We start from the raw sequence: 22,579 nt of genomic DNA, 5'->3' as shown, positions 1-22,579 counted from the left end.
TGTCTTAGGGTCTCGTGGGCTCGGAGATGTATATAAGAGACAGGCGTGGGGGGTATCCCATGACGGCTCCTGAGCGAGACGATCACCGGGGTTCTCTCGCGACACGATACGCCGCCGGGCGGCCCCCACCGGGCCCGGTCGCCGGATTCCTCGGGGGTTTCACTTCAGCAGGCGCGACATCCGGCGGTCGGCCAGCGGCTTGCCGCCGGTCTGGCAGGTCGGGCAGTACTGGAGCGCCGAGTCGGCGAACGACACCTCGCGGATCGTGTCGCCGCAGACCGGGCATTTCTGGCCGACCTTGCCGTGCACCCGGAGGCCGGTCTTCTTCTCGCCCTTGAGGTCCTGGGCCTCCAGGCCGCGCGAGCGCTCCACGGCGTCCCGGAGCGTGGTGACGATCGCCCCGTGCAGGACGGCGACGTCCTCCTCGGTCAGCGAGGCGGCGATCTTGAACGGGGACATCTTCGCCGCGTGCAGGACCTCGTCGGAGTAGGCGTTGCCGATGCCGGCGATCACCTTCTGGTCGCGCAGCAGGCCCTTGATCTGGGTGCGCTTGCCGCCGACGATCGCGGCGAGCGCCTCGGCGGTGAAGGCGTCGTCCAGCGGGTCGGGGCCGAGCGTCGCGACGCCGGGCACGTCCGACGGGTCGCGGACGACGTAGACCGCGAGGCCCTTCTTCGTGCCGGCCTCGGTGAGGTCGAAGCCCGAGCCGTCGTCCAGGTGGACGCGCAGGGCCAGTGGGTTCTTGCCGCCGGGCCGGACGGGCTTCGCGGGGATCTCGTCCCGCCAGCGCAGCCAGCCGGCGCGGGCGAGGTGGACGACGAGGTGCAGCCCGTCGACGTCCAGGTCGAGGAACTTGCCGTGCCGGGACGCGCCGGTGACGGTCAGCCCGCCCAGCGCCGTCACCGGCGGGTCATAGGTCTTCAGGGCGGAGATGGCGAGAACATCGACGCGGGCGACGGCGTGGCCGACCACGCGCTCCCGCAGGAACCCCGCCAGCGCCTCGACCTCGGGTAGCTCAGGCATGACCTCAGTATCGGCGAACGGGCCGGCGGTTCGTCCACAGGGCTGTGGACACCTGTGGAAAACCCTGGGGAGCGGGTGTGACCGGCATCTCGAAATAACCCATAGGGGGTACCGGTTGCCAGGAGGTGAAGCGTTATGGCAGCATGAGGACCGGAAGATACCCCCCAGGGGTAAATATCCGGAAAAGCGAAGGAGATGCCGATGAGCACCGCCACTTACACCGTCACCGGTATGACCTGCGGCCACTGCGTGAGCTCGGTCACCGAGGAGGTCGAGCAGATCGCCGGCGTCACCGCCGTCGACGTCGACCTCCCGACCGGCCAGGTCACGGTCACCAGCGAGGCCCCGCTGGACGACGCCCAGGTCAAGGGCGCCGTCGAAGAGGCCGGTTACCAGCTGCAGGCATGACCGGCGCGCGCCCCCTGCCCGGGGGCGCGCCCGGACGAACAGCGAGTGGAGTGGATCGGCATGAACAGCGCGACCAAGGTCGGCGTGTACGCCCTGGGACTCGCCGTCGTCTTCGGCGGCGCCGCCGGAGTCGGCAAGGCGGTCGGACCCGTCGGCGGCACCGCGGAGATGGCGTCCCATGAGGGCGACGGCCACGGCGGCGGGCACGGCGGCGGAGACGGCGGGGCGTCCCACGCCCCCGGCGGCCTCCAGGTCTCCGAGGACGGCTACACGCTGACCCCGCGCACGACCACCGTGACTCCGGGCGAGAAGACCGACTTCCGGTTCACCATCAACGGGCCGGACGGCAAGCCGGTCACCGGGTTCAAGCCCCTGCACGGCAAGCGGCTGCACCTGATCGTCGCGCAGCGCGACCTGTCCGGCTTCCAGCACCTGCACCCGACCGAGATCGGGGGCGGCGTCTGGAGCGTCCCGATCGAGCTGCCCGAGCCCGGCGTGTACCGGTTCTTCACCGACATCCAGCCGGACGGCGCGACCCGGCAGCTCACCCTGGGCACCGACGTCTTCGCCCCGGGCGACCTGCGGCCGGCGCCGCTGCCGAAGCCCGCGCAGGTCGCGAAGGTCGACGGGTACGAGGTCGCGCTCACCGGCGGCCTCACGCCCGGCAAGTCCACCGAACTCACGCTGACGGTGAGCAAGGACGGCAGGCCGGTCACCGACCTGCAGCCGTACCTGGAGGCGTACGGCCACCTGGTCGCGCTGCGGCAGGGCGACCTCGCCTACCTCCACGTCCACCCGGACGGGGAGCCGGGCGACGGGAAGACGGAGCCGGGCCCCGGCATCACGTTCTTCGCCGAAGCGCCCAGCACCGGCGCATACCGTCTGTACCTGGACTTCAAGCACGGCGACAAGGTCCGCACGGCGGAGTTCACCGTGCACGCGGGCGACGCCCCCATCCCCGCCGGGCCCACGCAGGAACCCGCGAAGAAGCCGGGGCAGGGGCACGACGACACGCCGCACACGCACTGAACGTCCCACTCGATCGAGGCAGAGGAGGAGCGATGAGCACGGACATCGAGTCCGCGCGTATCGAGCTGGCGATCGGCGGGATGACGTGCGCGTCGTGCGCCAACCGCATCGAGAAGAAGCTCAACAAGATGGACGGCGTGACCGCGACGGTCAACTACGCCACCGAGAAGGCCAGCGTCGAGTTCGCCCCCGGGGTGTCCCCGGACGAGCTGATCGCCACCGTCGAGAAGGCCGGCTACAGCGCCGAGCTCCCCGCCCCGCCCCGGTCGGACGCCGCGGGCGGGGACGAGCCGGAGCCGGACGACGGGCTCCGCCCGCTGCGGCAGCGGCTGATCACCTCGGTCGTGCTGTCGGTGCCGGTCATCGCCATGGCGATGGTCCCGGCGCTGCAGTTCGACGCGTGGCAGTGGCTGTCGCTGACGCTCGCCGCGCCCGTCGTGGTGTACGCGGGCTGGCCGTTCCACCGGGCCGCCGCGATCAACCTGCGGCACGGCGCGGCGACCATGGACACGCTGATCTCGCTCGGCACGATCGCCGCGCTCGGCTGGTCGCTGTGGGCGCTGTTCTTCGGCACCGCCGGCGAGATCGGGATCAAGCACGGCTTCGAGTTCTCGATGACCCGCTCCGACGGGTCGATGAACATCTACCTCGAGGCCGCGGCCGGCGTGACCATGTTCATCCTGGCCGGGCGGTACTTCGAGACGCGGTCCAAGCGCCGCGCCGGCGCCGCCCTGCGCGCCCTGCTGGAGCTCGGCGCCAAGGAGGTCTCGGTCGTCCGGGACGGCCGCGAGGAGCGGATCCCGGTCGACAGCCTCGCGGCGGGGGACGTGTTCGTCGTCCGCCCCGGCGAGAAGATCGCCACGGACGGGACGGTCGAGGAGGGCTCGTCCGCCGTGGACGCGTCCATGCTGACCGGCGAGTCGGTCCCGGTCGAGGTCGGGCCGGGCGACGCGGTGGTCGGCGCGACGGTGAACGCCGGCGGCCGGCTGCTGGTCCGCGCGACCCGGGTCGGCTCCGACACCCAGCTCGCGCAGATGGCGCGGCTGGTGGAGGAGGCGCAGACCGGCAAGGCGCAGGTGCAGCGGCTCGCGGACCGGATCTCCGGGATCTTCGTCCCGATCGTGATCGCGCTCGCGATCGGCACGCTCGGCTTCTGGATCGGCACCGGCGAGCCGCTCGCCGGCGCGTTCACCGCAGCGGTCGCCGTGCTGATCATCGCCTGCCCGTGCGCCCTCGGCCTCGCCACCCCGACCGCCCTCATGGTCGGGACGGGACGCGGCGCGCAGCTCGGCATCCTGATCAAGGGCCCGGAGGTGCTGGAGTCCACCCGCGCCATCGACACCGTCGTCCTGGACAAGACCGGCACGGTCACCACCGGGAAGATGGCCCTGGTCGACGTCATCACGGCCGACGGAGTGTCCGAGGACGAGGTGCTCCGGCTGGCGGGGGCGCTGGAGAACGCGTCCGAGCACCCGATCGCGCAGGCGATCGCGCGCGGCGCGGCCGACCGGGTCGGCGAGCTGGGCACGGTCGAGGACTTCGCCAACGTCGAGGGCCTCGGCGTCCAGGGGATGGTGGACGGCCACGGCGTCCTCGCGGGGCGCCCGCGGCTGCTCGCCGAGTGGTCGCAGCACCTCACGCCGGAGCTGGAGCGCGCCATGGCGGAGGCGCAGGCGCTCGGCCGCACCGCGGTCGCGGTCGGCTGGGACGGCGCGGCCCGCGCGGTCATTACGGTCGCCGACCAGGTGAAGCCGACCTCGCGGGAGGCGATCGAGCAGCTGACGGCGCTCGGGCTGCGCCCGGTCCTGCTGACCGGCGACAACGAGACCGTGGCCCGCACGGTCGCGGACGCCGTCGGGATCGAGGAGGTCATCGCCGAGGTCCTGCCGCAGGACAAGGTGGACGTCGTCAAGCGCCTGCAGTCCGAGGGCCGGACCGTGGCGATGGTCGGCGACGGCGTCAACGACGCCGCCGCGCTCGCCCAGGCCGACCTGGGGCTCGCGATGGGCACCGGGACGGACGTGGCGATCGAGGCGTCCGACCTGACCCTCGTCCGGGGCGACCTGCGGGCCGCGGCCGACGCGATCCGGCTGTCGCGCCGCACGCTCGGCACGATCAAGGGGAACCTGTTCTGGGCGTTCGCCTACAACGTGGCGGCGCTGCCGCTCGCGGCGACCGGCCTGCTCACCCCGATGATCGCCGGTGGCGCGATGGCGTTCTCCTCGGTCTTCGTGGTCAGCAACAGCCTGCGCCTGCGGCGGTTCAAGCCGCTGACGGCCTCCCAGGAGGCGGTGGCCGCTCCGGCGGCCGGCGGCTGAGGCAGAACCCGCGAGCTGAGGCAGAACCGCGAGCTGAGGCAGAACCGCGAGCTGAGGCAGAACCGCGAAGCGCGCGGCCCCGTCCAGGGGGCGCGCGCTTCGGCGTTTTCTGAGGTCAGGGGCGCAGGACGGCCAGCAGCGGCGCGAGCGCCGGGTCGTCCGCGGCGTCGTCGAGGGCCGCGGTGAGGGTCTCGGCGTAGGTGGGGGCGGCGTCCCGCTGGACGGCGCGTCCCTCGTCGGTGATGACGGTGTAGACGCCGCGGCGGTCCTTGGGGCACATGTCGCGGCGGGTGAGGCCGGCGGTCTCCAGCCGGGCGACCAGGCGGCTGACGGAGCTCTGGTTGAGGCCGATGAGGTCGGCCAGCTCCTGCATGCGCAGCTCGCCGTCGGCGGCGCGGGACAGGCGGCACAGCGCCCGGTACTCCGACAGGCCGATGCCGTGGCGGCCCTGCAGCGCCTTGGAGAGCCGGTGCTCGACGCGCCCGTGCAGGGTCACGACGCCGTCCCAGAGCAGACCGTCCGCCGTGACCGGCGCCTTCTCGTCCACGCTCATCCCGTACCCGCTTCCTGGTTGACACCAGCTTACATGCAGTGCGAATATCTGCATGCACATACAAGACATGCATGTACATGCAAATTGGAGTCCGGCATGATCGAACGCGTCGCCACCACCCCCGACTGGTACGAGCCGTACCGGATCTCGCAGGCGATCCGGGCCGGCGGGTTCATCTACGTCTCCGGGCAGGCCGGCATCGACGAGCAGGGGCGGACGGTGCCCGGCGGCTTCCTCGACCAGGGGCGCCAGGCGTTCCGGAACGTCCAGCGGGTGCTGGCGGCGGCGGGCGCCGACCTGACCGACGTTGTGAAGATCGGCATCTTCGTCCGGGACATGGCGGCCGACCTCGACGACGTCATCCGGCTCCGCGAGGAGTTCCTCAGCGAGCCCTACCCCGCCGACACCCTCCTCGAAGTGAGCTCCCTGGCCCAGCCCGACTGGCGGATCGAAGTCGAAGCCGTCGCGGTCGAAAGGTGAACACGATGACCAGCACGCTGCTGACCCCCTACGAAGGCCCGCACCTCGCGCTGCCCAACCGGATCGTCATGGCGCCGATGACGCGGGGGCGCGCGGACGACGTGACCGGCGTCCCGCACCCGCTGACCGCCACCTACTACGCGCAGCGCGCGTCGGCCGGGCTGATCGTCACCGAGGGGCTGTGGCCGCACGTCCTCGGCAAGGGCGGGCCCGGCATCCCCGGACTGGTCACGGACGCGCACGTCGCCGGATGGCGCGAGATCACCGCGGCCGTCCACGCGGCGGGCGGGACGATCTTCGCCCAGCTCTGGCACGTGGGACGCATGACGCACCCGCTCAACCTGCCGGGCCGGGCGACGCCGGTCGCCCCCTCCGCCGTCCGGATCGAGAGCGAGCCGATCTACACCGCCGAGGGCGACGTCGAGCACGTCACGCCGCGCGCCATGACCACCGCCGAGGCGGAGGCGGCGGTCGCCGACTTCGCGGCGGCGGCCCGCAACGCCATCCGCGCCGGGTTCAACGGGGTGGAGGTGCACGGCGCGAACGGCTACCTGATCCAGCAGTTCCTCGCCGAGAACACCAACCGGCGCACCGACCGCTTCGGCGGGTCCCGCAACGGACGGCTGCGGTTCGCGCTGGACGTGGTGGAGGCCGTGGCCGCTGAGGTGGGACCCGAACGGGTCGGCCTGCGCGTCTCCCCGCACAACCCGGAGAACGAGATCGCCGAGGAGGACCCGCAGGGCACCTACCGGGCGCTCGTCGACGCCCTCGACCCGCTCGGCCTCGCCTACCTGCACGTCATCGAGCGGGGCGCCTACGGCGCGCTGGCCGACCTGCGCCCGCGCTGGTCGGGCACCCTGATCGGGAACTTCAACGGGCCGGAGCCGACGACGCGGGAGGCCGGGGAGCAGGTCGTGTCGGTGGGGCTGGCCGACCTGTTCTCCTTCGGGCGGCTGTTCATCTCCAACCCCGACCTGCCGGCCCGCTTCGCCGCGGACGCGCCGCTCAACCGGCACATCCCCGGGCTGGTCTACGGCGGAGGCGGCGAGGGCTACGTCGACTACCCGGCCCTCGCCGCCGCCGACGTCTAGAGCGGGACGTCCCAGAAGGCGAGTTCGTGGCGCATGCCCTCCAAGAAGAAGCGCTCGGCCGTCTCGGTGTCCGCCCCGGACTCGTTGATCATCTGCGCGATGCGGGCGGTCAGCTCGGCGAAGCCGGGGTCGGCGTAGGTGTCGACCCAGCGGCGGTAGCGCGGCTCGGACGGCGGGTTCTCGGCGAGCCGCTGCCCGAGCGTGGAGTAGCCCCACATACAGGGGTAAAGGGCGGCGAGGCCCTCGTCATAGACGGCGGCGCTCTCCAGGAGGAACGAGGTGTAGGCGACGCAGGCGGGGCCCTTCTTGGCGCCGTCCAGGTCGGCGTCGAACTCAGCCGAGAGGGAGCGGTGCAGTTCCATCTCGTCGTGGAAGGTCGAGTAGGCGAGGTCCACAAGGTCGCCTAGGTGGGCGTCGGGGGCCTGCCAGGCGAGGCGGGAGAACACGCGCACGTAGTCGTGCAGGTAGAGGTAGTCCTGTTCGAGCCAGGAGCGGAATACGGCCTCGTCAAGGTTCCCTTGGGCGATGCCCGCCACGGTGGGGTGCTTGAGCTGCTCCTCCACGAGGGGACGGCCGAGTTCTTCCAGATGTGCGGCGAGACTCATGGCCGTCAGTCTGCCCCAGACCCGCCCTGACCTGGACATCACCCCGATATGACCAGACCCCGCCGGGTCGGGAGACCCGGCGGGGTCCTGGTCGTGCGGCCGATGTGCGGGTCGCCTCTCGGCGAAAGGCACAACACGGCTCCAGCCGAACGGTATTCCGTGAAGGCAATAGGTGAGGCCCGGGGACACCAGGCACATCGGCCATCAGGTGTAACCGACGGGTCCCCAGGATTGTTCCCGGCCCTCCGCGAAGGTCCCGGTACGCCGGATCGTGTGCCAGCCCAGGCGCGCCCCCAGGAGCGCGGTGACCACGGACTGGACGACCACCAGGTACATGAGCTGCCGGTAGACGAACTGCTGGAGCGGCAGTGCCCACAGCGGACGGACGGATTCGCCGTCCAGCCATAGGGCGTAGGCACCGGCGGCGGCCTGCGCGGCGACGAACGCCGTCCAGGTGAGGACGGGCAAGGTCGGGTCCAGGAAGACCAAACCGAACAGGGCGAACAGGTCCACGGCGGGCGCGAACAGCGGAAGCAGCACCTGGAACACCGTCAGGTAGGGGAGGCAGCGGCGGCCGAAGCGTCCCGAGCCGCCGCCTTCGATGAGGGAGCCGCGGTGCTTCCACATCGCCTGCATCGTCCCGTAGCACCAGCGGTAGCGCTGCCTCCACAGCTGCCTGAGGGACGACGGCGCCTCCGTCCAGGCGATGGCCTTCTCCTCGTAGACCACGCGCGCGCCGGTGCGGCATATCGCCATGGTGAGGTCGGTGTCCTCGGCCAGAGTGTCGTCTGGCACGCACCCCACCTCGGCCAGGACCTTCCTCCGGAAGGCGCCGATCGCGCCGGGCACTGTCGGCATGCACTGCAGGACGTCGAACATGCGCCGGTCGAGGTTGAAGCCGATGACGTACTCGATGTGCTGCCAGCGTCCGAGAATGCCGCCCCGGTTCGCGACCTTGGTGTTGCCGCTGACCGCGCCCACCCTCGGGTCCGTGAACGGCGCGACGAGGTGCCGCAGGGTGTCGCGCTGGAAGACGGTGTCGCCGTCCACGAGCACCATGATGTCGGCCCTGGCCACGAACAGGCCGGCGTTGAGCGCGCTCGGCTTGCCGCCGTTCGGCTTGCGGATCAGGTGGACGCCCGGCAGGCCGAGGTCCTCGACGATCTCGGCGGTGCGGTCGGCGGAGCCGTCGTCCACCACGATCACCTCGACGCTGCCCGGATAGTCGGTGTCCAGGAGCGACGCGACGGTCGCGGCGATGCCCGCCTCCTCGTTGTAGGCGGGGACGATCACCGACACGGGCGGGAACGGATCGGGCGGCAGCTCCCCCGGCTCCCCGATGTCCGGCATGGGGGGCGGGCCCGGCCGGCGGACGCGCCGCATGTGGACGTGCGCGAACACCAGCAGCAGGATCAGCCGCAGCACGTAGAGGAGCCCGGCGACGGCGAACAGGGCGCCCATCGTCCCGGTGAGCGCGGACGCGGCGCGCTGCGCGGCGACCATCGTCCAGCCGACGGCCTTCTCGCGGGCGGGCACGCCGACCTCCGCCGCGGGCATGCCGAGCGCCTCGGTGACCGTCGTGAAGCGGTACCCCTGCGGCTGGAGCCGGGCGAGGATCCGCTCGACGGCCGCGACGGTCTCGGCCCGGTCGCCGCCCGAGTCGTGCAGCATCACCACCGCGCCCTCGCCGCGCCGCTCCGCCGCCAGCGCCGTCCGCACGATCGCGTCGGTGCCGGGCCGCGCCCAGTCCTCGGTGTCGCGGTCGGTGAGGACGACGATGTACCCGTCCTCGCCCGCCCGCTCGGCCGCCCGCCACTCCGGCGCCGTCAAGCCGTCCGGGCGGGACGAGTACGGCATCCGCATCAGCCGGGTGTGGACGCCGGCCGCGCCCGCCAGCGCCCGCTGCGTGAGGTCCATCTCCAGCCGCCCGCGCCACGCGGGCGCGGTGGCGAGGTCGGCGTGCGTGTACGTGTGCGAGCCGATCTCGTGGCCCTCGCGAAGGATCCGGCGGGTCAGCGCCGGGTTCTCCGCGACGCGCGCGCCGACCGTGAAGAACGTCGCGCGGGCGTCGTGGCGGCGCAGGACGTCCAGGATCCGCGGCGTCCACTCGGGGTCGGGGCCGTCGTCGAAGGTCAGCGCGATCGTCTTCGGCGGCATGCGGCGGCTGCGCGGGGTGGCGTCCGCGAGGTTCAGCACGGGACCGCCTGCGAGGGCCTGGGAGGGAGCCGGGGAGGGGTGCGCCGGCTCGTCCCTGGGCGCCTCACCCAGGGCTCCGTTCGCGAAGCCGTCCAGCAGGAGGAGCACGGCGAGAGCCAGCCCGCCGAGCAGGAGCAGGATCCAGTGGCCCCGCGGTTCGCTGCGCCGCACGGTCAGGGGCTCTTCCTCTTGGTGTTGTTGCGTCCCCATGCCGGGGGCTCCGCCGTGGACCTGCCCGGATGGCTCGTGGACGCGGCCCCCGCCGGTGTGGTCGCCGACGCAGACGACGGCCTGGGCGTCGCAGGGGGAGCCGGTGCCGCGACCCGGCTGCTGGGTGTCGCCCTACCGGCGGCGGGCGATTCGGACCTCTCCGTCGGGGTCGGCTTGGCCTGGGGTTGGCTCACCTTCACGCGCGGATGCGGGGACGGGTCGCTCCATGGCGTCAACGGCACATCGGTTCCCGTCGTCATACCGAGCCCCAGCGCGCCCAGGAACACGATGAGGAGGGAACCGGTGAGCAGGCCCAGCCGCCGCCCCAGACGCGACCGCCACCCGGACGCATCGACGAAGACGGGAGCCGCGGCCGTTAACGTTTTCGTCTCGGTGACGGGATCCGCCGATGGGCCCGTCAGCGGGCGCGGCACCCGTTCCGCGGCTGGTGGGATACCCGTTACGAGAAGTTCGTCCCGGTCCTGCGGGCTGTTGCCGTTCATCGTCGTCCATCACTCTGAGGCGGGGAGAGGACGTCCCGGCGGCGCGGGAGTCATTCGTTCAGCGCGAACCCACGCGTAGGTGTCACACCACCGTGAGATTTTCTGCACAATGGCGCGATGGGCGAGGAGGAACTCGGTCGTGCGCTGCGGGCGGCGCAGGACGGCGACGAGGAGTCCTTCCGCATGCTCTACCGCGACGTCCAGCCCCGGCTGATCCGGTTCGCCGGCGCGATCGTCGGCGCCGACGCCGAGGACGTGACGTCGGAGGCGTGGCTGCAGATCGCCCGCGACCTGCGCTCGTTCCGCGGCGACCTCGACGGCTTCCGCGGCTGGACCGCCACGATCACCCGGCACCGCGCGCTGGACCACCTGCGCCGCAAGTCCCGCCGCCCCGGCTCCGACCTGCCCGCCGAGGAACTGGTCACGATGGCCGCGGACGGTGACACCGAGCTCGACGCCCTGAACGGCATCGCCACCGAGGAGGCACTCCGGCTGATCTCCGAACTCCCCCGCGACCAGGCCGAGGCGGTGCTGCTGCGCGTCGTCGTGGGCCTGGACGCCAAGTCCGCGGGCAAGGTGCTCGGCAAGCGCGCGGGCGCCGTCCGCACCGCCGCCTACCGCGGCCTGCGCCGCCTCGCCGACCGGCTGTCGGACGGCGGCGCCGAGCGGTCGCTGGTCCGAGGTGACAAAACCGGCGGTACGGGCGCTGAAGGGGTGTCATGAGCGACCACACCGAGGCCGGACGGCTCGACGAGCGCACCGCCGAGCGCCTGCTCGACGGCGCCGGCGGGCACCCCGCCCTGCACACCCTGCTCGCGGCGGCCGCCGCCCCCGGCCGCGCGGCGGAGCTCGCGGGCGAGGACGCCGCCGTCGCGGCCTTCCGGTCCGCGCCGCCCGCGGCCCGGCCCTCCCGGCTGGCCGCGGTGCGCCGCTTCCTGACCGCAAAGGTCATCGCGCTGGTCGGCGGCTGCCTGCTCGTGCTGACGGGCGGCGTCGCCTACGCGACCGGGCACTTCCCCGGCATGGAGCCGGCTCCCGCGCCGTCCCCGACGCAGCAGGAGTCGGAGGGCGGCGGCCACGACAGCACGCCGGCGACGCAGTACTCGCCGTCGCCGCTGCCGAGCCAGTCGCCGTCGGTGTCGTCCTCGTCGTCCTCGTCGTCGTCGACCTCCTCGCCGTCCGCGCCCTCGTCGGCGCCGGGCAAGGAGCACGGCAAGCCGGCCTCGCCGGGCAAGTCGACCCAGAGCCCGAACGCGCACAGCACCAGCCCGCCGCCGCGCGGCCCCGACAACGCCAACGGCAACGGCGACGGCAAGAAGCCGAGCGCCACGCCCACCAAGAGCAAGGACCGGGGAGCGGACGCCGGCGTCCCCATGGTCGGGGCGCCGGACGGCGCCGGCGACCCGCGCCGGTGACCGTCCCGGCGGTCACAGGCAGCCCTCGAACTGCGGGACCTCCAGGTCCGACAGGTCGAGGCCGGACGTGCCGAACCATTTGGCCATGAACTTCCCCATCGTCCCGTCCTGGTACATCCGGGTGATGGCCCGGTTGAGGGCCTCGCAGCCGTCGGGGTCGCCCATGCGGATCGCGATGCCCGTGCGCCGCTCGCCGAACCTGGCGTTCAGCAGCCGGAACCCGGCGCCCTGCCGGGTCTTCAGCCCAGCCAGGATCGTGTCGTTCGTGGTGATCGCGTCGATCCGGCCGTCCCGCAGCATGGTCATGCAGTCGGCGTAGGACCGCGCCGTGACCGGCACCGCCGGCACCTGCCGCTCCACGGTCACGGCCTCGGCCGCGCCCGACCCGGTGACGGCGCAGATCTTGCGCCCCCGGAGGTCGCGCACGCCGCGCACGTCCCGCTCGCCGTCCCGGACGAGGATGTCCTGGTACGACAGCAGGTACGGCCCGGCGAACGCGAGGCGCTGCTGCCACTCGGGCTCCAGCCAGAACGTCAGGACCATGTCGACGCCGCCCTCGCGGAGCAGGCGCTCGCGGTCGCGCGCCAGCGCGGGGACGAACCGGACCCGCTTCCCGAGCCGCTGAGCGAGGTAGCGGGACACGTCCACGTCCAGGCCCTCGAACGTCCCGTCGGGGCGCCTGAACCCGATGCCGGGCAGGTCCGGCCGGACGCCCGCCACCAGCGTGCCCTTGCCGAGGATGGAGGCCGCTTCGCCGCCGCCGCAGCCGCTGAGCGCGGCGCACGCCGTCACCGCCGCCGTCCCGGCCGCGATCAGTCGCCGCATACTCCGGACCCCCGACTCGTCAGCGCGGTGCCCGCCCCGGCGGAGCGCGGGGCGCACTGCGATACAAAGTCGCAGCCGAGCGGGGACGGCTCCACCCCGTGACCGGATCCGGCCCGTCTCACTACGGTGCGTCGCGCTCCGGGGGGTCGGTGATGAGGGCGGCGAGGGCCGCGGCGAACCGCTCGGGGGCGATGTCCGCCGGCGGGCGGCCGAAGAAGCCGCGGGACAGCTCGTAGCCGGTCAGCGCCGACACCACCACCGCGAGCAGGGCGTGCGGGTCGTCGTGGCCGTCGCCGTCCGGCATGTCGCGGGTCAGGTGCTCGGCCTCCTCGGCGATGCCCTGGTCCACCAGGACGCTGCGGATCCGCCGCGTCACCTCGGGGAACCGGCCGTGCTCCCGCGCCAGCAGGTTGATCAGCGGCCGGACCCGGGCCAGGTAGTCGAGCTGCTGGACGAGCCGCCGGGCCAGCGCCGCGCGCGGATCGTCGTCGACGGGGCCGCGCTCGAACTCCTCGCGGTGCCGCCGGGCCCGGTCCAGCTCCCGCTCCAGGACCGCGCGGAACACCTCCTCCTTCGAGCGGAAATGCCGGTAGAAGCTGCCGCTGCCGGGGGACAGCCCGGCGACTTCCTCGATGTCGGTGACCGTGGTGCCGCCGAACCCGTGCTGCTGGATCAGCTCCAGGGCGGCGTCGAGGACGCGGTCGCGCGTGGTGGAGGGCACGTCTGCAAGATAGTTCTTGCGCGTGCAAGAAGGTTCTTGCACACTGCTGGATCAAGAGCCCTCGGAAAGGCCCCCGCCATGGCAGCGATGCGCGCTTCGTCCGCCCGTTCCCTCCGAACCGTTCTGGCCGCCGCGCTGGTCGCCGCCGCAGGCGGGGTGGCCGTCGCCGCGGCTCCCGCGCAGGCGGACGTCGTCGTTTCCCCGCAGCAGCGGAATTGGGTGCTGCGGGACGCCGCAGGCCGCGAGGTCACGCTGCGCGGCTTCAATGTCTCGGGCAGCACGAAGCTTTACGAGAACGGCCTGCTGCCGTTCCGCAGCACGGCCGACGCCGTGAAGTCGGCGCAGGCGATGCGCGACCTGACCGGCGCCAATGCCGTCCGCTTCCTGATCAGCTGGGAGGGCGTCCAGCCTGCCCCCGACCGGATCGACAACGCCTATCTCGACCGGGCCATCGCGCAGATCAGGGCGTTCACCGACCGGGGAATCCGCGTCTTGCTGGACTACCACCAGGATCTGTACTCGTCCCACCTGTTCAACTCCGGCAGCTGGTACACCGGGGACGGCGCTCCGAAATGGGTGATCGACGCGGGCGGCTACCCGAAGGAGTCGTGCGGGATCTGCATCATGTGGGGCCAGAACATGCAGACGAACACCGCCGTGCGCAAGGCGGCCTACGACTTCTGGCGCAACCGCGTGCTCACGACACCGGCCGGTCAGATCGGCGTCCAGGACGCCTACATCACGCAGGCCAAGGCCACCATGGCGTACCTCAAGCAGAAACTCCCCCAGCCGGCGTTCGACAACATCCTCGGCCTCGACGCGTTCAACGAGCCGTTCGACGGCGGCCTCGACGGCAAGAACGGCACCGACTGGGAGAAGAACTTCCTGATGCCGTTCTACCAGCGTGTCCGCACCGCCATGGACGAGGCCGGCTGGACGGCCAAACCGGCGTTCGCCGAGCCGCTCGTCTTCTGGAACACCGGGTTCTTCGAGCAGGGCGGAATGACGACCGTCGGGCAGCTCGGCACCCGGTTTGTGTTCAACAGCCATTACTACGACGGGGCGCGCATGACGCTCGACCCGACCGCCGCGTCCGACGGGACGTACGACGCCGCGATGAACGAGATCCGGCAGCGCGCCGCCGACCTCGGCACCGCGCCGCTGGTCTCGGAATTCGGCAACAAGATGTCGGACAGCCGCACCCCGTGGATGATCCGCGCCATGTACCAGGCGATGGACTACGGCGTTCCCGGCAAGAACTGGTGGAGCGCGCCCGCGTCCGGCGGGCAGGTGCTGTCGTCCATGCAGTGGCACTGGGACATCTACAGCGGCCGGCACCACGAGCTGATGAACGGCAATCCCGACAAGGTGCAGACCGAGGGCGACGGCTGGAACGACGAGGACCATTCCGTGGTGGCCACCGACGACGCGGGAGCCGTCGCGCTCCGGCTGGACCGGCGCGTCCTCGACCGGCTCTACCCGTCCGCCGTCAACGGCGACACCCTGGCATTCGCCTTCGAGGACTTGGCGCGCTCCGGCTACGGCGGCACCGGGCAGGAGAAGGCGTGGCTGACCGCGCCGTCGTCCCTTACCGCCCTTCTCCAAGGGCGCCAGTACGGCATCCTCGTATGGCGTTCAGCGGGTACGAGCACACCGACCGAACTGCACCTGCCGAACTCCTTCGCCCCGTCCGGCACGGCCATTGTGAGCGACCTGGCGACGCTCAACGGCGTCCCGGCGTCCGGCCCGATCGCGGCCGTCGCCGAGACCGGTTCCGCGACGGCGAAGAAACTGCGGATCACCGCTCAGGACGACGCCGTCCACTTCGCTCTCGTGGTCAACACCGCGACCGGCACCCCGCCCACCGAAGCGCAGCTCGGCGCCGCCCGCACGGCCCTCTCCACCTGGCTGACCGAGGAATTCCCCGCCGCCGCTAACTGAGGTGGCGCAGGGTTCCGGTGTCGGCGACCGACCGGTAGTAGCACGTCGGCCGGGCCTCGCCGGACGCGTCCTTGGTGTGGCAGGCCCCGCCCGTCGTGCGGTCGACCAGGTACAGCAGGGAGTTCTGCTCGCAGTTGACGCGGACGTCGACCAGGCTCAGGACGTCCCCCGAGGTCGCGCCCTTGCGCCACAGCTCGTTGCGGGACGTCGACCACAGCACGGCGATCCGCTCGTCCAGCGTGGCCTTGAGCGCCTGGTCGTTCGCGTAGCCGATGAACAGGACGTCGCCGCTCGCCGCGTCCTGCAGGACGACGGGCACGACCCGCGCCCCGGTCGCCGCGACGCCGGCGAGCTTGTCGAAGTCCAGGGTCAGCCGGGTGCCTTCTTCGAGTTCGTTCACCCCGCCATCCTGCCCGCCGAACCCGCCGCCGGCGCCCCATGACACTCAGACGACCCCGGCGGCGAGCGCCACGAGTGACCGGACGAGCGGGCTGGGCCGCGCGGCGGGCCACGCCACCACCAGGCGGCTCGGCGAGGGCGTCGGCTGCTTCTGCGCCGAGCATCCCGCTTAGTCTCGGGCGCGCCGCGTGAGAATGGTCGCGGTCGCCTCGTCCGCGGGCAGGAACGCTTCGAGGCGCAGTTCCGACAGCGTGACGTCGACGGCGGTCGCGAACGACGTCAGCGTGGTGATGAGGCGCAGTTCGCCCTCCGGTACCCGCAATAGCAGCGGCACGGCGAAACCCAGGTGGCCGGCGGGCGACTCCAGGTCGGGCAGGTAGCCGTCCAGTTCCTCGATGAGCGCCGCGAGCCCCTGAGCGGGCGCCCGCCGGGCCTGGTCGCGCAGGCTGCCGGTGATGTGGCGGCCCCATTCGGCCAGGTTCCCGACCCTGCGGGCCATCCCGTCCGGATGCAGGGCGAGGCGCAGCACGTTGACCGGCGGTTCCAGCAGTGCGGGAGCGGCGCCCTCGGACAGCACGGCGAAGGCGGGGTTGGCGGCGACGAGTTCCCCGTACGGCCGGACGACCACCGCCGGGTACGGCATGTGCCCGTCCAGGACGCGCTCCAGTGCCTCGCGTACCGGCCCGAGCTCAGGGGCGTCCAGCCTCGACTCCGGGTAGATCGGCGCGTAACCGGCGGACAGCAGCAGTTCGTTGCGTTCCCGCAGCGGCAGTTCCAGGGATTCGGCGAGCCGCACCACCATGGCGCGTCCGGGCCGCGAGCGCCCCTGTTCGAGGAAGCTCAAATGGCGCTGGGTCGTGTCGGCCCGGATCGCGAGGTCGAGCTGGCTGAAACGGCGGCGTTCCCGCCATCGCCGCAGCTCACGGGCGAACTGGTCGGATTCCGCCGGCACCGTCATACCCCCATCCAAACGGGGCGCCCGCCGTTCCGCGATTCCCCGCGGGGAATCGCCGCGCCGCAGGCCGGGCCCGCACACTGCTCGCCATGAGCGACACCTTCGACGCGAAACGACTGACCGACCGGTACATCGCCCAGTGGAACGAACCCGACCCGGCGGCGCGGAGCGCCCTCATCAGGGAGCTGTGGGCGCCGGACGCGCTGCACGTGCTCGTCAACCCGCCGGAGGCGATCCGGGACGCCGCCGCGGGGCTCGCCGTCCCGGCGCCGCCGCTGGACGTCCGCGGCCATGACGCCTTGGACGCACGTGTCACCAGGGCTTACGAGATGTTCGTCGCGCCGGGCGAGCACGTGTTCGCGGCGGCCGCGGACCCGGTCGTCCTGGCGGCGAACGTGGTCGCCGTCCGGTGGTCGATGGTGACGGCCGGCGCGCACGAGCCGGTCGGCGGCGGCCTGGACGTCCTCTCCCTGGACCCCGGTGGCCGCATCCGGACCGATCACCAGTTCGTGGGCTGATTCCGCTACGCGGCCAGGATGGACTGGACGGTCGCGATCACGACCCGGGCGGTCTCCTCGGGCTTCAACCGGTCGGCGCGGTTCTCCTCCGCGGCGCCGTGCAGGACGTAGTGCACGACGTTGACCAGCCAGTCGATCGGCATGTCGGTGCGGAAGGCGCCCTCGTCCTGGCCTCGGCGGATGAGCTCCTCGACGCGCTTCGCGGACCCGGCGTGCATCTCCCGGACGCGTCCGGCGGGAAGGACGCCCTGGGCCGCGGCCAGCAGGGCGGTCGACTCGGCCACGAGCGCCCAGCTCGATTCGAGCAGCCGGCTCAGGACGTCCCGCGCGGGGCCGTCGAGATCGACGTCCGACAGCGCCTCCTCGCCGTCGCGGAGCGCGTCGGCGAGGGCGGCCTCGACGAGTTCACGCCGGTTGCGGAAGTGGCCGTAGAGGGTCATGCGCCCGACGCCGGCGGCCTTGGCGATGTCGTCGATGCTCGCGTTCGGATCGGCGCGCAGGCACTCGCGGGCCGCGGACACGATGCGGGCGATGCTGCGCTCGGCGTCCGCGCGCCGGCGGCGGCCGGTAGGGGCGGTGGGCATGCCCGCATCTTAACTCGTACTGCCTCATACGTGTTACTCTCCAATAACTCGTATGGGGAAGTACGAGTTAAGGAGGACGTGATGCAAGGGCAGACATCCGCGCACCCGCTGCGCTGGCGCATCCTGGGCTTCCTGGGCGTGGCCCAGCTGATGCTGATCCTCGACGTCACCGTCGTGGCCATCGCGCTGCCGCACATGGAGACCGACCTGGGCCTCAGCCGCCAGGCCGTGACCTGGACGGTCAGCGCCTACACCCTGACCTTCGGCGGGCTGATGCTGCTCGGCGGCCGCACCGCCGACCTGATCGGCGCCAAGCGCGTCGTCCTCGCCGGACTGCTGATCTTCACCGCCGCGTCCCTCGCGACCGGCCTCGCCGGATCGGCGGAAGTCCTGCTCGGCGGCCGCATCGCGCAGGGGCTCGGCGCCGCGCTGCTCTCTCCCGCCGCCCTCTCCCTCGTGGTCAGCCTGTTCGACGGCGACGAGCGGAACCGGGCCCTCGGCATCTGGTCGGCGCTCGGCGGTGGCGGCGCCGCGCTGGGCGTCCTGCTCGGCGGAGCGCTGACCGCCGGCCCCGGCTGGCCGTGGGTCTTCTACGTCAACGTCCCCATCGGCGTGGTGATCATCGCGGCGCTCGCCCGGATGCTGCCGCACCAGCAGGTCACCGCGCCCCGGCCCCGGCTGGACGTGCTGGGCGCGCTCCTGGTCACGGCCTCGTCCGGCGCGCTGATCTACGCGTTCATCCGCGTCGGCGACGACGGCTGGCTCACCGCCGCGACCGGCGTCCTGATCCTGCTCGCCGCGCTCGGCTACCTGGCGTTCGTCGTCCGGCAGCGGACCGCCCGCTCGCCCATGATGGACCTCTCGCTGCTGGTCAGGCGGCCGGTGGCGACCGGCACCTTCCTGATCCTGATGGCGACGGCCCTGATGATCGCGGTGTTCTTCCTCGGCACGTTCTACTTCCAGCACGCGGAGGACTACGGCGCCCTGCGCACCGGCCTGCTGTTCCTGCCGGTGGCCGTCGCGACGATGATCGGCGCCAACGTCACCGGGCGGACGATCGCCACGATCGGCGCCCGCCGCCTGGCCGTGGTCGGCCTGCTCACGGCCGCGCTGGGCATGGCGCTGCCCGTCCTGTCGCTGCACCCGGTGTCCGTCGTGATCGGCACGGCGGTTGCGGGCGCCGGCACGGGCGCGATGTTCGTCGTGGCATCGGCGACCGCGCTGGGCCAGGTGGCACCGCACGAATCCGGCATCGCGTCCGGCATCGTCAGCACGTTCCACGAGTTCGGCGCGTCCATCGGGGCCGCGGTCATCTCCAGCGTCGCCGCCGCGAGCCTCACCGGCGACACCCTCGACGGCTTCACCGACGGCTTCGTCCTGGCCGCGGTGGCCGCCGCCGTGGGAGCCCTCGCGGCCGCCGCCCTCACCCCGCCTCGCGACCGCGCGCCGCAGAGCACTTGACCCTGACCCGCGGGTCAAGGGTTAGCGTCTCGGCGCCGTTTTCGGGCACCGTGCCCGGACGCCCGAGGAGCGTCCGATGTCGTCCACCACATCCCGCATAGTGCGGCTCATCGCCCTGACGGACGGGCTGCCGCAGCCGGAGCACTTCACCGTCGAACAGGCACCCATGCCGGTGCCGGACGACGGTGAAGTGCTCGTCCGGAACCGCTTCTTCCAGGTCTTCCCCTCCTTGCGGCCCCTGATCGGCGGCGGGGTGGAAGGCACCCCGTTCCCGGCGCTGCGTCCCGGCGACGCGCTGTTCGGAGCGGCGATCGGCGAGGTCGTCGCTGCGCCGACCGGCTCCACCTCCTGGACGGCGACGGCCCGTCCTGCGCGGCGCAGAGCAACGGAACCGCCCGCCGTCGCCTCGCGGCCCTCGACGCCGAGATCGCCCGCCTCACCCTCCTCCGCGACACCCTCGCCGCCGAACTCGACGTCTAACCGGACAGCCTGAGAACCCCGAACGCACGGTCGAGCAGTGCGGCACGGTCGGCCGTGCCACCACTGCGGAGCCATTCCCGGTCGGCCGCGTCCAGGGCGGCGGCGGCCGCTCCCGTGAGGAGGTCGGCGGTGAAGGCGTCCACCCCGCCGCCGGGCCGCTCCCGCAGCGCGGCGCTGATCAGCTCGCGCATCCGGTCCCGCTCGGCGTGCAGCCGCGCCCGGAGTGCGGGCGCCTCCTCGATCAGCCGAAGCGTCCGCAGGTCGGGTTGCGCCGCGTGGATCGCCTCCTGCCACTCGCGCAGCACCGCGCACAGGCACGCCCATGCCGCCTCGTCGCCGGGACGTCCGCGAATCGCCTCGGCGACACGTTCGGCGACGTCCCCCGCCTCGCCGAAGACCACGTCCTCCTTGGACGGGAAGTACCGGAAGAAGCTGCGCCGCGACATGCCCGCCGCCGCGGCGATGTCCTCCACTGTCGTGCCCTCGTAGCCGCGTTCCAGGAACAACTCGACCGCCAGGGCCGACAGCTCCGCCCGTACCGCCCGCCGCGTCCGCTCCCGCAGCCCCGCCCGCTCTCCACCGCTCACGCATGGAGGATACTTCTGGCACCTGCTAGCGTTTGTGTCACTCAGTGCCAGACATGACAGGAGACGTCATGGAACCGATGAGCGGTAAGACCGTCCTGGTGACCGGCAGTACGGGCGGGATCGGCAAGGAGACCGCGCGGGAACTCGCCCGGCTCGGCGCCCGCGTCATCCTCGTCGGCCGCGACGCCGGCCGAGCCGAGGCCGCCGCCGCCGAGATCGGCGCGACCGCCTGCACCGGCGACCTCACCAGCCTCGACGGCGTCCGCCGCCTGGCCGACCAGATCGCGGACCGGCACCCCCACCTGCACGTCCTCGTGAACAACGTCGGCGGCATGAGCCCGTCCCGCACCCTCACACAGGACGGCGTGGAGCGGACCTTCGCCCTCAACGTCCTGGCGCCCTACGCGTTGACTTGCCGACTACTGCCGCAATTGCGCGCCGCAGAAGGCGCCCGCGTCGTCAACCTGACCGGCGGAATCCCCGGCAAGCCCCTGGACATCGCCAATCTCCAAGGCGAAAAGAAGTACCTGGGCTGGACGTTCTCGCAGTACAACCACGCCAAGACCGCCCTGATGGCCGTCAGCCGCAGGATGGCCGACCTCTTGGCCCCGGACAGCATCACCGTCAACGTCGCCTACCCCGGCCACGCCTACACGCCGGGCAACAAGGCCACATCAATCAGCGCGTTCCCCTACGCCTACCGGTCCGTGGCCCCGCTCATCCATTTCTTCGGCCCCCGCCTGCTCAACGACCTGGCGAAGGCGGCACGCTCAAGCGTCCACCTCGCCTCCAGCCCCGACCTGGACGGCGTCACCGACACCTACACCAACGCCCAACTCCAGCGCGTCCCGTGGCCGCCCGGAGCCCGCGCCGAAGAGGCCGCCAAAGCCGTCCAGCACCTCTGCGAACAACTCTCCGGCCTCATCCTCCAAAGCCCGCGCACACTGTGATCATGACCGTCCTGCAAACGGAACGCCTGACCCTCCGCCCCCTCACAGGGGACGACTTCGACGACTACGCCGCAATGATGGCCGACCCCCAAGTGGCGGACGGCCTAGCCGACCCGATCGGCCGCACACCCGCCGACGCCTGGCGCAGCCTGGCCCTGTTCATAGGCCACCGCGAAATCCGCGGCTACTCCCATTGGGCCGTGATCGAACGGGCAACGGGCCATTTCGTCGGACGCGCCGGCCCCTGGCAACCCCACGGCTTCCCGGGCCTCGGCGTCGGCTGGTGCCTGGCCCGCCCGCACTGGGGCAAGGGCTACGCCACCGAAGCCGCCCGCGCCGCCATCACCTACTGCTTCACCACCCTGAAGGCCCCCGAGGTCATCTCGGTGATCCGTCCAGGAAACACCCGCTCCATCTCAGTCGCCGAACGCATAGGCCACCACCTCCTCCACGAAACCGCCTACAACAACGCCCCCGCCCTCATCTACGGCCAACAAAACCCCGCCTCCTAGCGAGCCCGCGGATTCTTGATCAAGAAATGGCTGGCCGACTTCGGCCTTTCTTCGTCCGCATTTCCACGACGCAAGATCCGCTCGGCCTGCTTGAGTGGGGCGGTTGGGACGTGGCGGACCTGAGGAGTTCACGGCATGACGACAGATGCCCCCGGCGAACTGGTTCCGGAAGCGACCGGACGCGGGCAGCGAGTCCTCGACCTCCTGGACAAGGCGATCGACATCCAGACCCCCCTGGTTCGCAAGAACATCGCCCGGGCCCGCCAGCGCAATCCGGAGGCGTCACCGGCACAGGTGATCCGCACGCTGGAGAAGATGTACGTCAGCGCCGTGACCGGGACGGGCGCCGCGGTCGGCGGAACCGCGGCCGCACCCGGCGTCGGCACGGGAGTCGCGCTGGCACTGTCGGCGGGCGAGACGTTCTCGACCCTTGAACTGAGCGCCCTCTTCGCGCTCTCGGTCGCCGAAGTCCACGGAGTCCCCATCGACGAGATCGAGCGCCGCCGGACGATCGTGATGGGCATCATGCTCGGCGGAGGCGGCTCCGCCACCATCTCCAAGGTCGCCGAACGCACGGGCCAGCACTGGGGCCGCCAGGTCGTCGCCAAGGTGCCGGTCGAGACGCTGCGCCAGATCAACAAGATCCTGGGGAAGAACTTCATCACGAAGTACGGGACCAAGCAGGGGATCATCGTCCTCGGCCGGGTGGCGCCCTTCGGCATCGGCGCCGTGATCGGCGGCGGCGCCAACGCCGCCATGGCCTCCCTGACCGTCCGAGCCGGCCGCCGCCGCCGATCACGGCGCCGATGCCGAAG

Annotated in this window: 24 protein-coding genes; 14 read left to right on the top strand and 10 right to left on the bottom strand. The window is 72.0% G+C overall.

All coding sequences use genetic code 11. The features are described 5' to 3' along the window. Positions 1-159: 159 nt before the first annotated feature. On the bottom strand, positions 160-1,023 hold the full coding sequence (locus tag ETD96_RS16700) for an Fpg/Nei family DNA glycosylase (protein WP_138637387.1): 864 nt from the start codon (positions 1,021-1,023) through the stop codon (positions 160-162). Positions 1,024-1,224: 201 nt separating this feature from the next. On the opposite strand from ETD96_RS16700, the gene ETD96_RS16695 reads away from it, so the two are divergent. Genes ETD96_RS16695 through ETD96_RS16685 form a run of 3 tightly spaced genes read left to right on the top strand, consistent with a single transcriptional unit; the run spans position 1,225 to position 4,778 of the window. Then, the gene (locus tag ETD96_RS16695) at positions 1,225-1,431 is read left to right on the top strand and encodes a heavy-metal-associated domain-containing protein (RefSeq protein WP_138637386.1); all 207 of its coding nucleotides are present in this window, start codon (positions 1,225-1,227) and stop codon (positions 1,429-1,431) included. Positions 1,432-1,491: 60 nt separating this feature from the next. Further along, on the top strand, positions 1,492-2,460 hold the full coding sequence (locus tag ETD96_RS16690; protein ID WP_138637385.1) for a hypothetical protein: 969 nt from the start codon (positions 1,492-1,494) through the stop codon (positions 2,458-2,460). A 32-nt stretch (positions 2,461-2,492) separates the two neighbouring features. After that, a complete protein-coding gene (locus tag ETD96_RS16685; protein WP_138637384.1) occupies positions 2,493-4,778 on the top strand; it encodes a heavy metal translocating P-type ATPase in 2,286 nt (761 codons plus the stop codon). A gap of 115 nt (positions 4,779-4,893) precedes the next feature. On the opposite strand, the gene ETD96_RS16680 is transcribed toward ETD96_RS16685, so the two are convergent. Next, positions 4,894-5,331 carry a MarR family winged helix-turn-helix transcriptional regulator gene (locus tag ETD96_RS16680; protein WP_138637383.1) on the bottom strand — a complete coding sequence of 146 codons (438 nt, stop codon included), beginning with the start codon at positions 5,329-5,331 and terminating at the stop codon, positions 4,894-4,896. 96 nt (positions 5,332-5,427) lie between these two features. Between ETD96_RS16680 and ETD96_RS16675 the strand changes: the two genes are divergently transcribed. Next, positions 5,428-5,811: a RidA family protein gene (locus ETD96_RS16675; RefSeq protein WP_138637382.1), complete on the top strand. Its 384-nt coding sequence runs from the start codon at positions 5,428-5,430 to the stop codon at positions 5,809-5,811. A 5-nt stretch (positions 5,812-5,816) separates the two neighbouring features. Further along, entirely contained in the window at positions 5,817-6,902 is a 1,086-nt protein-coding gene (locus ETD96_RS16670; protein ID WP_138637381.1) for an alkene reductase, read from the top strand. Here ETD96_RS16670 and ETD96_RS16665 read toward each other — a convergent pair. Beyond that, positions 6,899-7,507, bottom strand: coding sequence for a TenA family protein (locus ETD96_RS16665; protein ID WP_138637380.1), 609 nt, complete (start codon positions 7,505-7,507; stop codon positions 6,899-6,901). The two genes, ETD96_RS16670 and ETD96_RS16665, sit on opposite strands and share 4 nt — an antisense overlap. A 204-nt stretch (positions 7,508-7,711) precedes the next feature. After that, positions 7,712-9,913, bottom strand: coding sequence for a bifunctional polysaccharide deacetylase/glycosyltransferase family 2 protein (locus ETD96_RS16660; protein ID WP_138637379.1), 2,202 nt, complete (start codon positions 9,911-9,913; stop codon positions 7,712-7,714). 620 nt (positions 9,914-10,533) lie between these two features. Here ETD96_RS16660 and ETD96_RS16655 point away from each other — a divergent pair. Continuing rightward, positions 10,534-11,139, top strand: coding sequence for an RNA polymerase sigma factor (locus tag ETD96_RS16655; protein ID WP_138637378.1), 606 nt, complete (start codon positions 10,534-10,536; stop codon positions 11,137-11,139). Beyond that, a complete protein-coding gene (locus tag ETD96_RS44800; protein WP_171069055.1) occupies positions 11,136-11,831 on the top strand; it encodes a hypothetical protein in 696 nt (231 codons plus the stop codon). The genes ETD96_RS16655 and ETD96_RS44800 overlap by 4 nt, the downstream gene beginning before the upstream one ends. Before the next feature lie 12 nt (positions 11,832-11,843). On the opposite strand, the gene ETD96_RS16645 is transcribed toward ETD96_RS44800, so the two are convergent. Both ETD96_RS16645 and ETD96_RS16640 read right to left on the bottom strand, forming a co-directional pair. Then, on the bottom strand, positions 11,844-12,656 hold the full coding sequence (locus tag ETD96_RS16645; RefSeq protein WP_138637377.1) for a transporter substrate-binding domain-containing protein: 813 nt from the start codon (positions 12,654-12,656) through the stop codon (positions 11,844-11,846). Between the two features lie 121 nt (positions 12,657-12,777). Then, on the bottom strand, positions 12,778-13,377 hold the full coding sequence (locus ETD96_RS16640) for a TetR/AcrR family transcriptional regulator (protein WP_171069054.1): 600 nt from the start codon (positions 13,375-13,377) through the stop codon (positions 12,778-12,780). An 87-nt stretch (positions 13,378-13,464) separates the two neighbouring features. Here ETD96_RS16640 and ETD96_RS16635 point away from each other — a divergent pair, with 87 nt between their 5' ends. Then, positions 13,465-15,318, top strand: a complete 1,854-nt coding sequence (locus ETD96_RS16635; RefSeq protein ID WP_138637375.1) for a cellulase family glycosylhydrolase — start codon at positions 13,465-13,467, stop codon at positions 15,316-15,318. On the opposite strand, the gene ETD96_RS16630 is transcribed toward ETD96_RS16635, so the two are convergent. Both ETD96_RS16630 and ETD96_RS16625 read right to left on the bottom strand, forming a co-directional pair. Next, positions 15,311-15,718 carry a phosphoribosyl-AMP cyclohydrolase gene (locus ETD96_RS16630; protein WP_138637374.1) on the bottom strand — a complete coding sequence of 136 codons (408 nt, stop codon included), beginning with the start codon at positions 15,716-15,718 and terminating at the stop codon, positions 15,311-15,313. The two genes, ETD96_RS16635 and ETD96_RS16630, sit on opposite strands and share 8 nt — an antisense overlap. Before the next feature lie 168 nt (positions 15,719-15,886). After that, the gene (locus tag ETD96_RS16625; protein WP_138637373.1) at positions 15,887-16,675 is read right to left on the bottom strand and encodes a helix-turn-helix domain-containing protein; all 789 of its coding nucleotides are present in this window, start codon (positions 16,673-16,675) and stop codon (positions 15,887-15,889) included. Between the two features lie 86 nt (positions 16,676-16,761). Here ETD96_RS16625 and ETD96_RS16620 point away from each other — a divergent pair, with 86 nt between their 5' ends. Then, positions 16,762-17,190, top strand: coding sequence for a hypothetical protein (locus tag ETD96_RS16620; RefSeq protein ID WP_138637372.1), 429 nt, complete (start codon positions 16,762-16,764; stop codon positions 17,188-17,190). 5 nt (positions 17,191-17,195) lie between these two features. Here ETD96_RS16620 and ETD96_RS16615 read toward each other — a convergent pair whose 3' ends face one another. Next, the gene (locus tag ETD96_RS16615) at positions 17,196-17,774 is read right to left on the bottom strand and encodes a TetR/AcrR family transcriptional regulator (protein WP_138637371.1); all 579 of its coding nucleotides are present in this window, start codon (positions 17,772-17,774) and stop codon (positions 17,196-17,198) included. Between the two features lie 81 nt (positions 17,775-17,855). Between ETD96_RS16615 and ETD96_RS16610 the strand changes: the two genes are divergently transcribed. Beyond that, positions 17,856-19,235 carry an MFS transporter gene (locus ETD96_RS16610; protein ID WP_138637370.1) on the top strand — a complete coding sequence of 460 codons (1,380 nt, stop codon included), beginning with the start codon at positions 17,856-17,858 and terminating at the stop codon, positions 19,233-19,235. A gap of 76 nt (positions 19,236-19,311) precedes the next feature. Further along, positions 19,312-19,728 (top strand): MDR/zinc-dependent alcohol dehydrogenase-like family protein, encoded by a 417-nt coding sequence (locus tag ETD96_RS16605; protein ID WP_138637369.1) that lies wholly within the window; start codon positions 19,312-19,314, stop codon positions 19,726-19,728. Here ETD96_RS16605 and ETD96_RS16600 read toward each other — a convergent pair. Further along, entirely contained in the window at positions 19,712-20,302 is a 591-nt protein-coding gene (locus ETD96_RS16600) for a TetR family transcriptional regulator (RefSeq protein ID WP_138637368.1), read from the bottom strand. The two genes, ETD96_RS16605 and ETD96_RS16600, sit on opposite strands and share 17 nt — an antisense overlap. 68 nt (positions 20,303-20,370) lie before the next feature. Between ETD96_RS16600 and ETD96_RS16595 the strand changes: the two genes are divergently transcribed. The 3 genes from ETD96_RS16595 to ETD96_RS16585 all read left to right on the top strand — a co-directional run. After that, positions 20,371-21,252, top strand: a complete 882-nt coding sequence (locus ETD96_RS16595) for an SDR family NAD(P)-dependent oxidoreductase (protein ID WP_240807733.1) — start codon at positions 20,371-20,373, stop codon at positions 21,250-21,252. A gap of 2 nt (positions 21,253-21,254) precedes the next feature. Then, positions 21,255-21,764 carry a GNAT family N-acetyltransferase gene (locus ETD96_RS16590; protein WP_138637367.1) on the top strand — a complete coding sequence of 170 codons (510 nt, stop codon included), beginning with the start codon at positions 21,255-21,257 and terminating at the stop codon, positions 21,762-21,764. A 135-nt stretch (positions 21,765-21,899) separates the two neighbouring features. Then, on the top strand, positions 21,900-22,579 hold a 680-nt coding region (locus ETD96_RS16585), incomplete at its 3' end, for a hypothetical protein (RefSeq protein WP_138637366.1).

Origin of the sequence: Actinomadura geliboluensis, assembly GCF_005889745.1 — a bacterium.
GTDB classification, from domain to species: Bacteria; Actinomycetota; Actinomycetes; order Streptosporangiales; family Streptosporangiaceae; genus Spirillospora; species Spirillospora geliboluensis.
The sequence above is the reverse complement of the archived record's forward strand: the minus strand, read 5'-3'. Positions and strand labels throughout refer to the sequence as shown.

What these genes read in the sequence shown, in the direction of transcription:
- ETD96_RS16660 (WP_138637379.1), bottom strand. Translation starts at nt 9,913, where the DNA reads ATGGGGACGCAACAACACCAAGAGGAAGAGCCCCTGACCGTGCGGCGC.
- ETD96_RS16645 (WP_138637377.1), bottom strand. Translation starts at nt 12,656, where the DNA reads ATGCGGCGACTGATCGCGGCCGGGACGGCGGCGGTGACGGCGTGCGCC.
- ETD96_RS16615 (WP_138637371.1), bottom strand. Translation starts at nt 17,774, where the DNA reads ATGCCCACCGCCCCTACCGGCCGCCGCCGGCGCGCGGACGCCGAGCGC.
- ETD96_RS16595 (WP_240807733.1), top strand. Translation starts at nt 20,371, where the DNA reads ATGGAACCGATGAGCGGTAAGACCGTCCTGGTGACCGGCAGTACGGGC.
- ETD96_RS16610 (WP_138637370.1), top strand. Translation starts at nt 17,856, where the DNA reads ATGCAAGGGCAGACATCCGCGCACCCGCTGCGCTGGCGCATCCTGGGC.
- ETD96_RS16590 (WP_138637367.1), top strand. Translation starts at nt 21,255, where the DNA reads ATGACCGTCCTGCAAACGGAACGCCTGACCCTCCGCCCCCTCACAGGG.
- ETD96_RS16625 (WP_138637373.1), bottom strand. Translation starts at nt 16,675, where the DNA reads ATGACGGTGCCGGCGGAATCCGACCAGTTCGCCCGTGAGCTGCGGCGA.
- ETD96_RS16635 (WP_138637375.1), top strand. Translation starts at nt 13,465, where the DNA reads ATGCGCGCTTCGTCCGCCCGTTCCCTCCGAACCGTTCTGGCCGCCGCG.
- ETD96_RS16695 (WP_138637386.1), top strand. Translation starts at nt 1,225, where the DNA reads ATGAGCACCGCCACTTACACCGTCACCGGTATGACCTGCGGCCACTGC.
- ETD96_RS16655 (WP_138637378.1), top strand. Translation starts at nt 10,534, where the DNA reads ATGGGCGAGGAGGAACTCGGTCGTGCGCTGCGGGCGGCGCAGGACGGC.
- ETD96_RS16680 (WP_138637383.1), bottom strand. Translation starts at nt 5,331, where the DNA reads ATGAGCGTGGACGAGAAGGCGCCGGTCACGGCGGACGGTCTGCTCTGG.
- ETD96_RS16620 (WP_138637372.1), top strand. Translation starts at nt 16,762, where the DNA reads ATGAGCGACACCTTCGACGCGAAACGACTGACCGACCGGTACATCGCC.
- ETD96_RS16665 (WP_138637380.1), bottom strand. Translation starts at nt 7,507, where the DNA reads ATGAGTCTCGCCGCACATCTGGAAGAACTCGGCCGTCCCCTCGTGGAG.
- ETD96_RS16675 (WP_138637382.1), top strand. Translation starts at nt 5,428, where the DNA reads ATGATCGAACGCGTCGCCACCACCCCCGACTGGTACGAGCCGTACCGG.
- ETD96_RS16685 (WP_138637384.1), top strand. Translation starts at nt 2,493, where the DNA reads ATGAGCACGGACATCGAGTCCGCGCGTATCGAGCTGGCGATCGGCGGG.
- ETD96_RS44800 (WP_171069055.1), top strand. Translation starts at nt 11,136, where the DNA reads ATGAGCGACCACACCGAGGCCGGACGGCTCGACGAGCGCACCGCCGAG.
- ETD96_RS16700 (WP_138637387.1), bottom strand. Translation starts at nt 1,023, where the DNA reads ATGCCTGAGCTACCCGAGGTCGAGGCGCTGGCGGGGTTCCTGCGGGAG.
- ETD96_RS16670 (WP_138637381.1), top strand. Translation starts at nt 5,817, where the DNA reads ATGACCAGCACGCTGCTGACCCCCTACGAAGGCCCGCACCTCGCGCTG.
- ETD96_RS16605 (WP_138637369.1), top strand. Translation starts at nt 19,312, where the DNA reads ATGTCGTCCACCACATCCCGCATAGTGCGGCTCATCGCCCTGACGGAC.
- ETD96_RS16690 (WP_138637385.1), top strand. Translation starts at nt 1,492, where the DNA reads ATGAACAGCGCGACCAAGGTCGGCGTGTACGCCCTGGGACTCGCCGTC.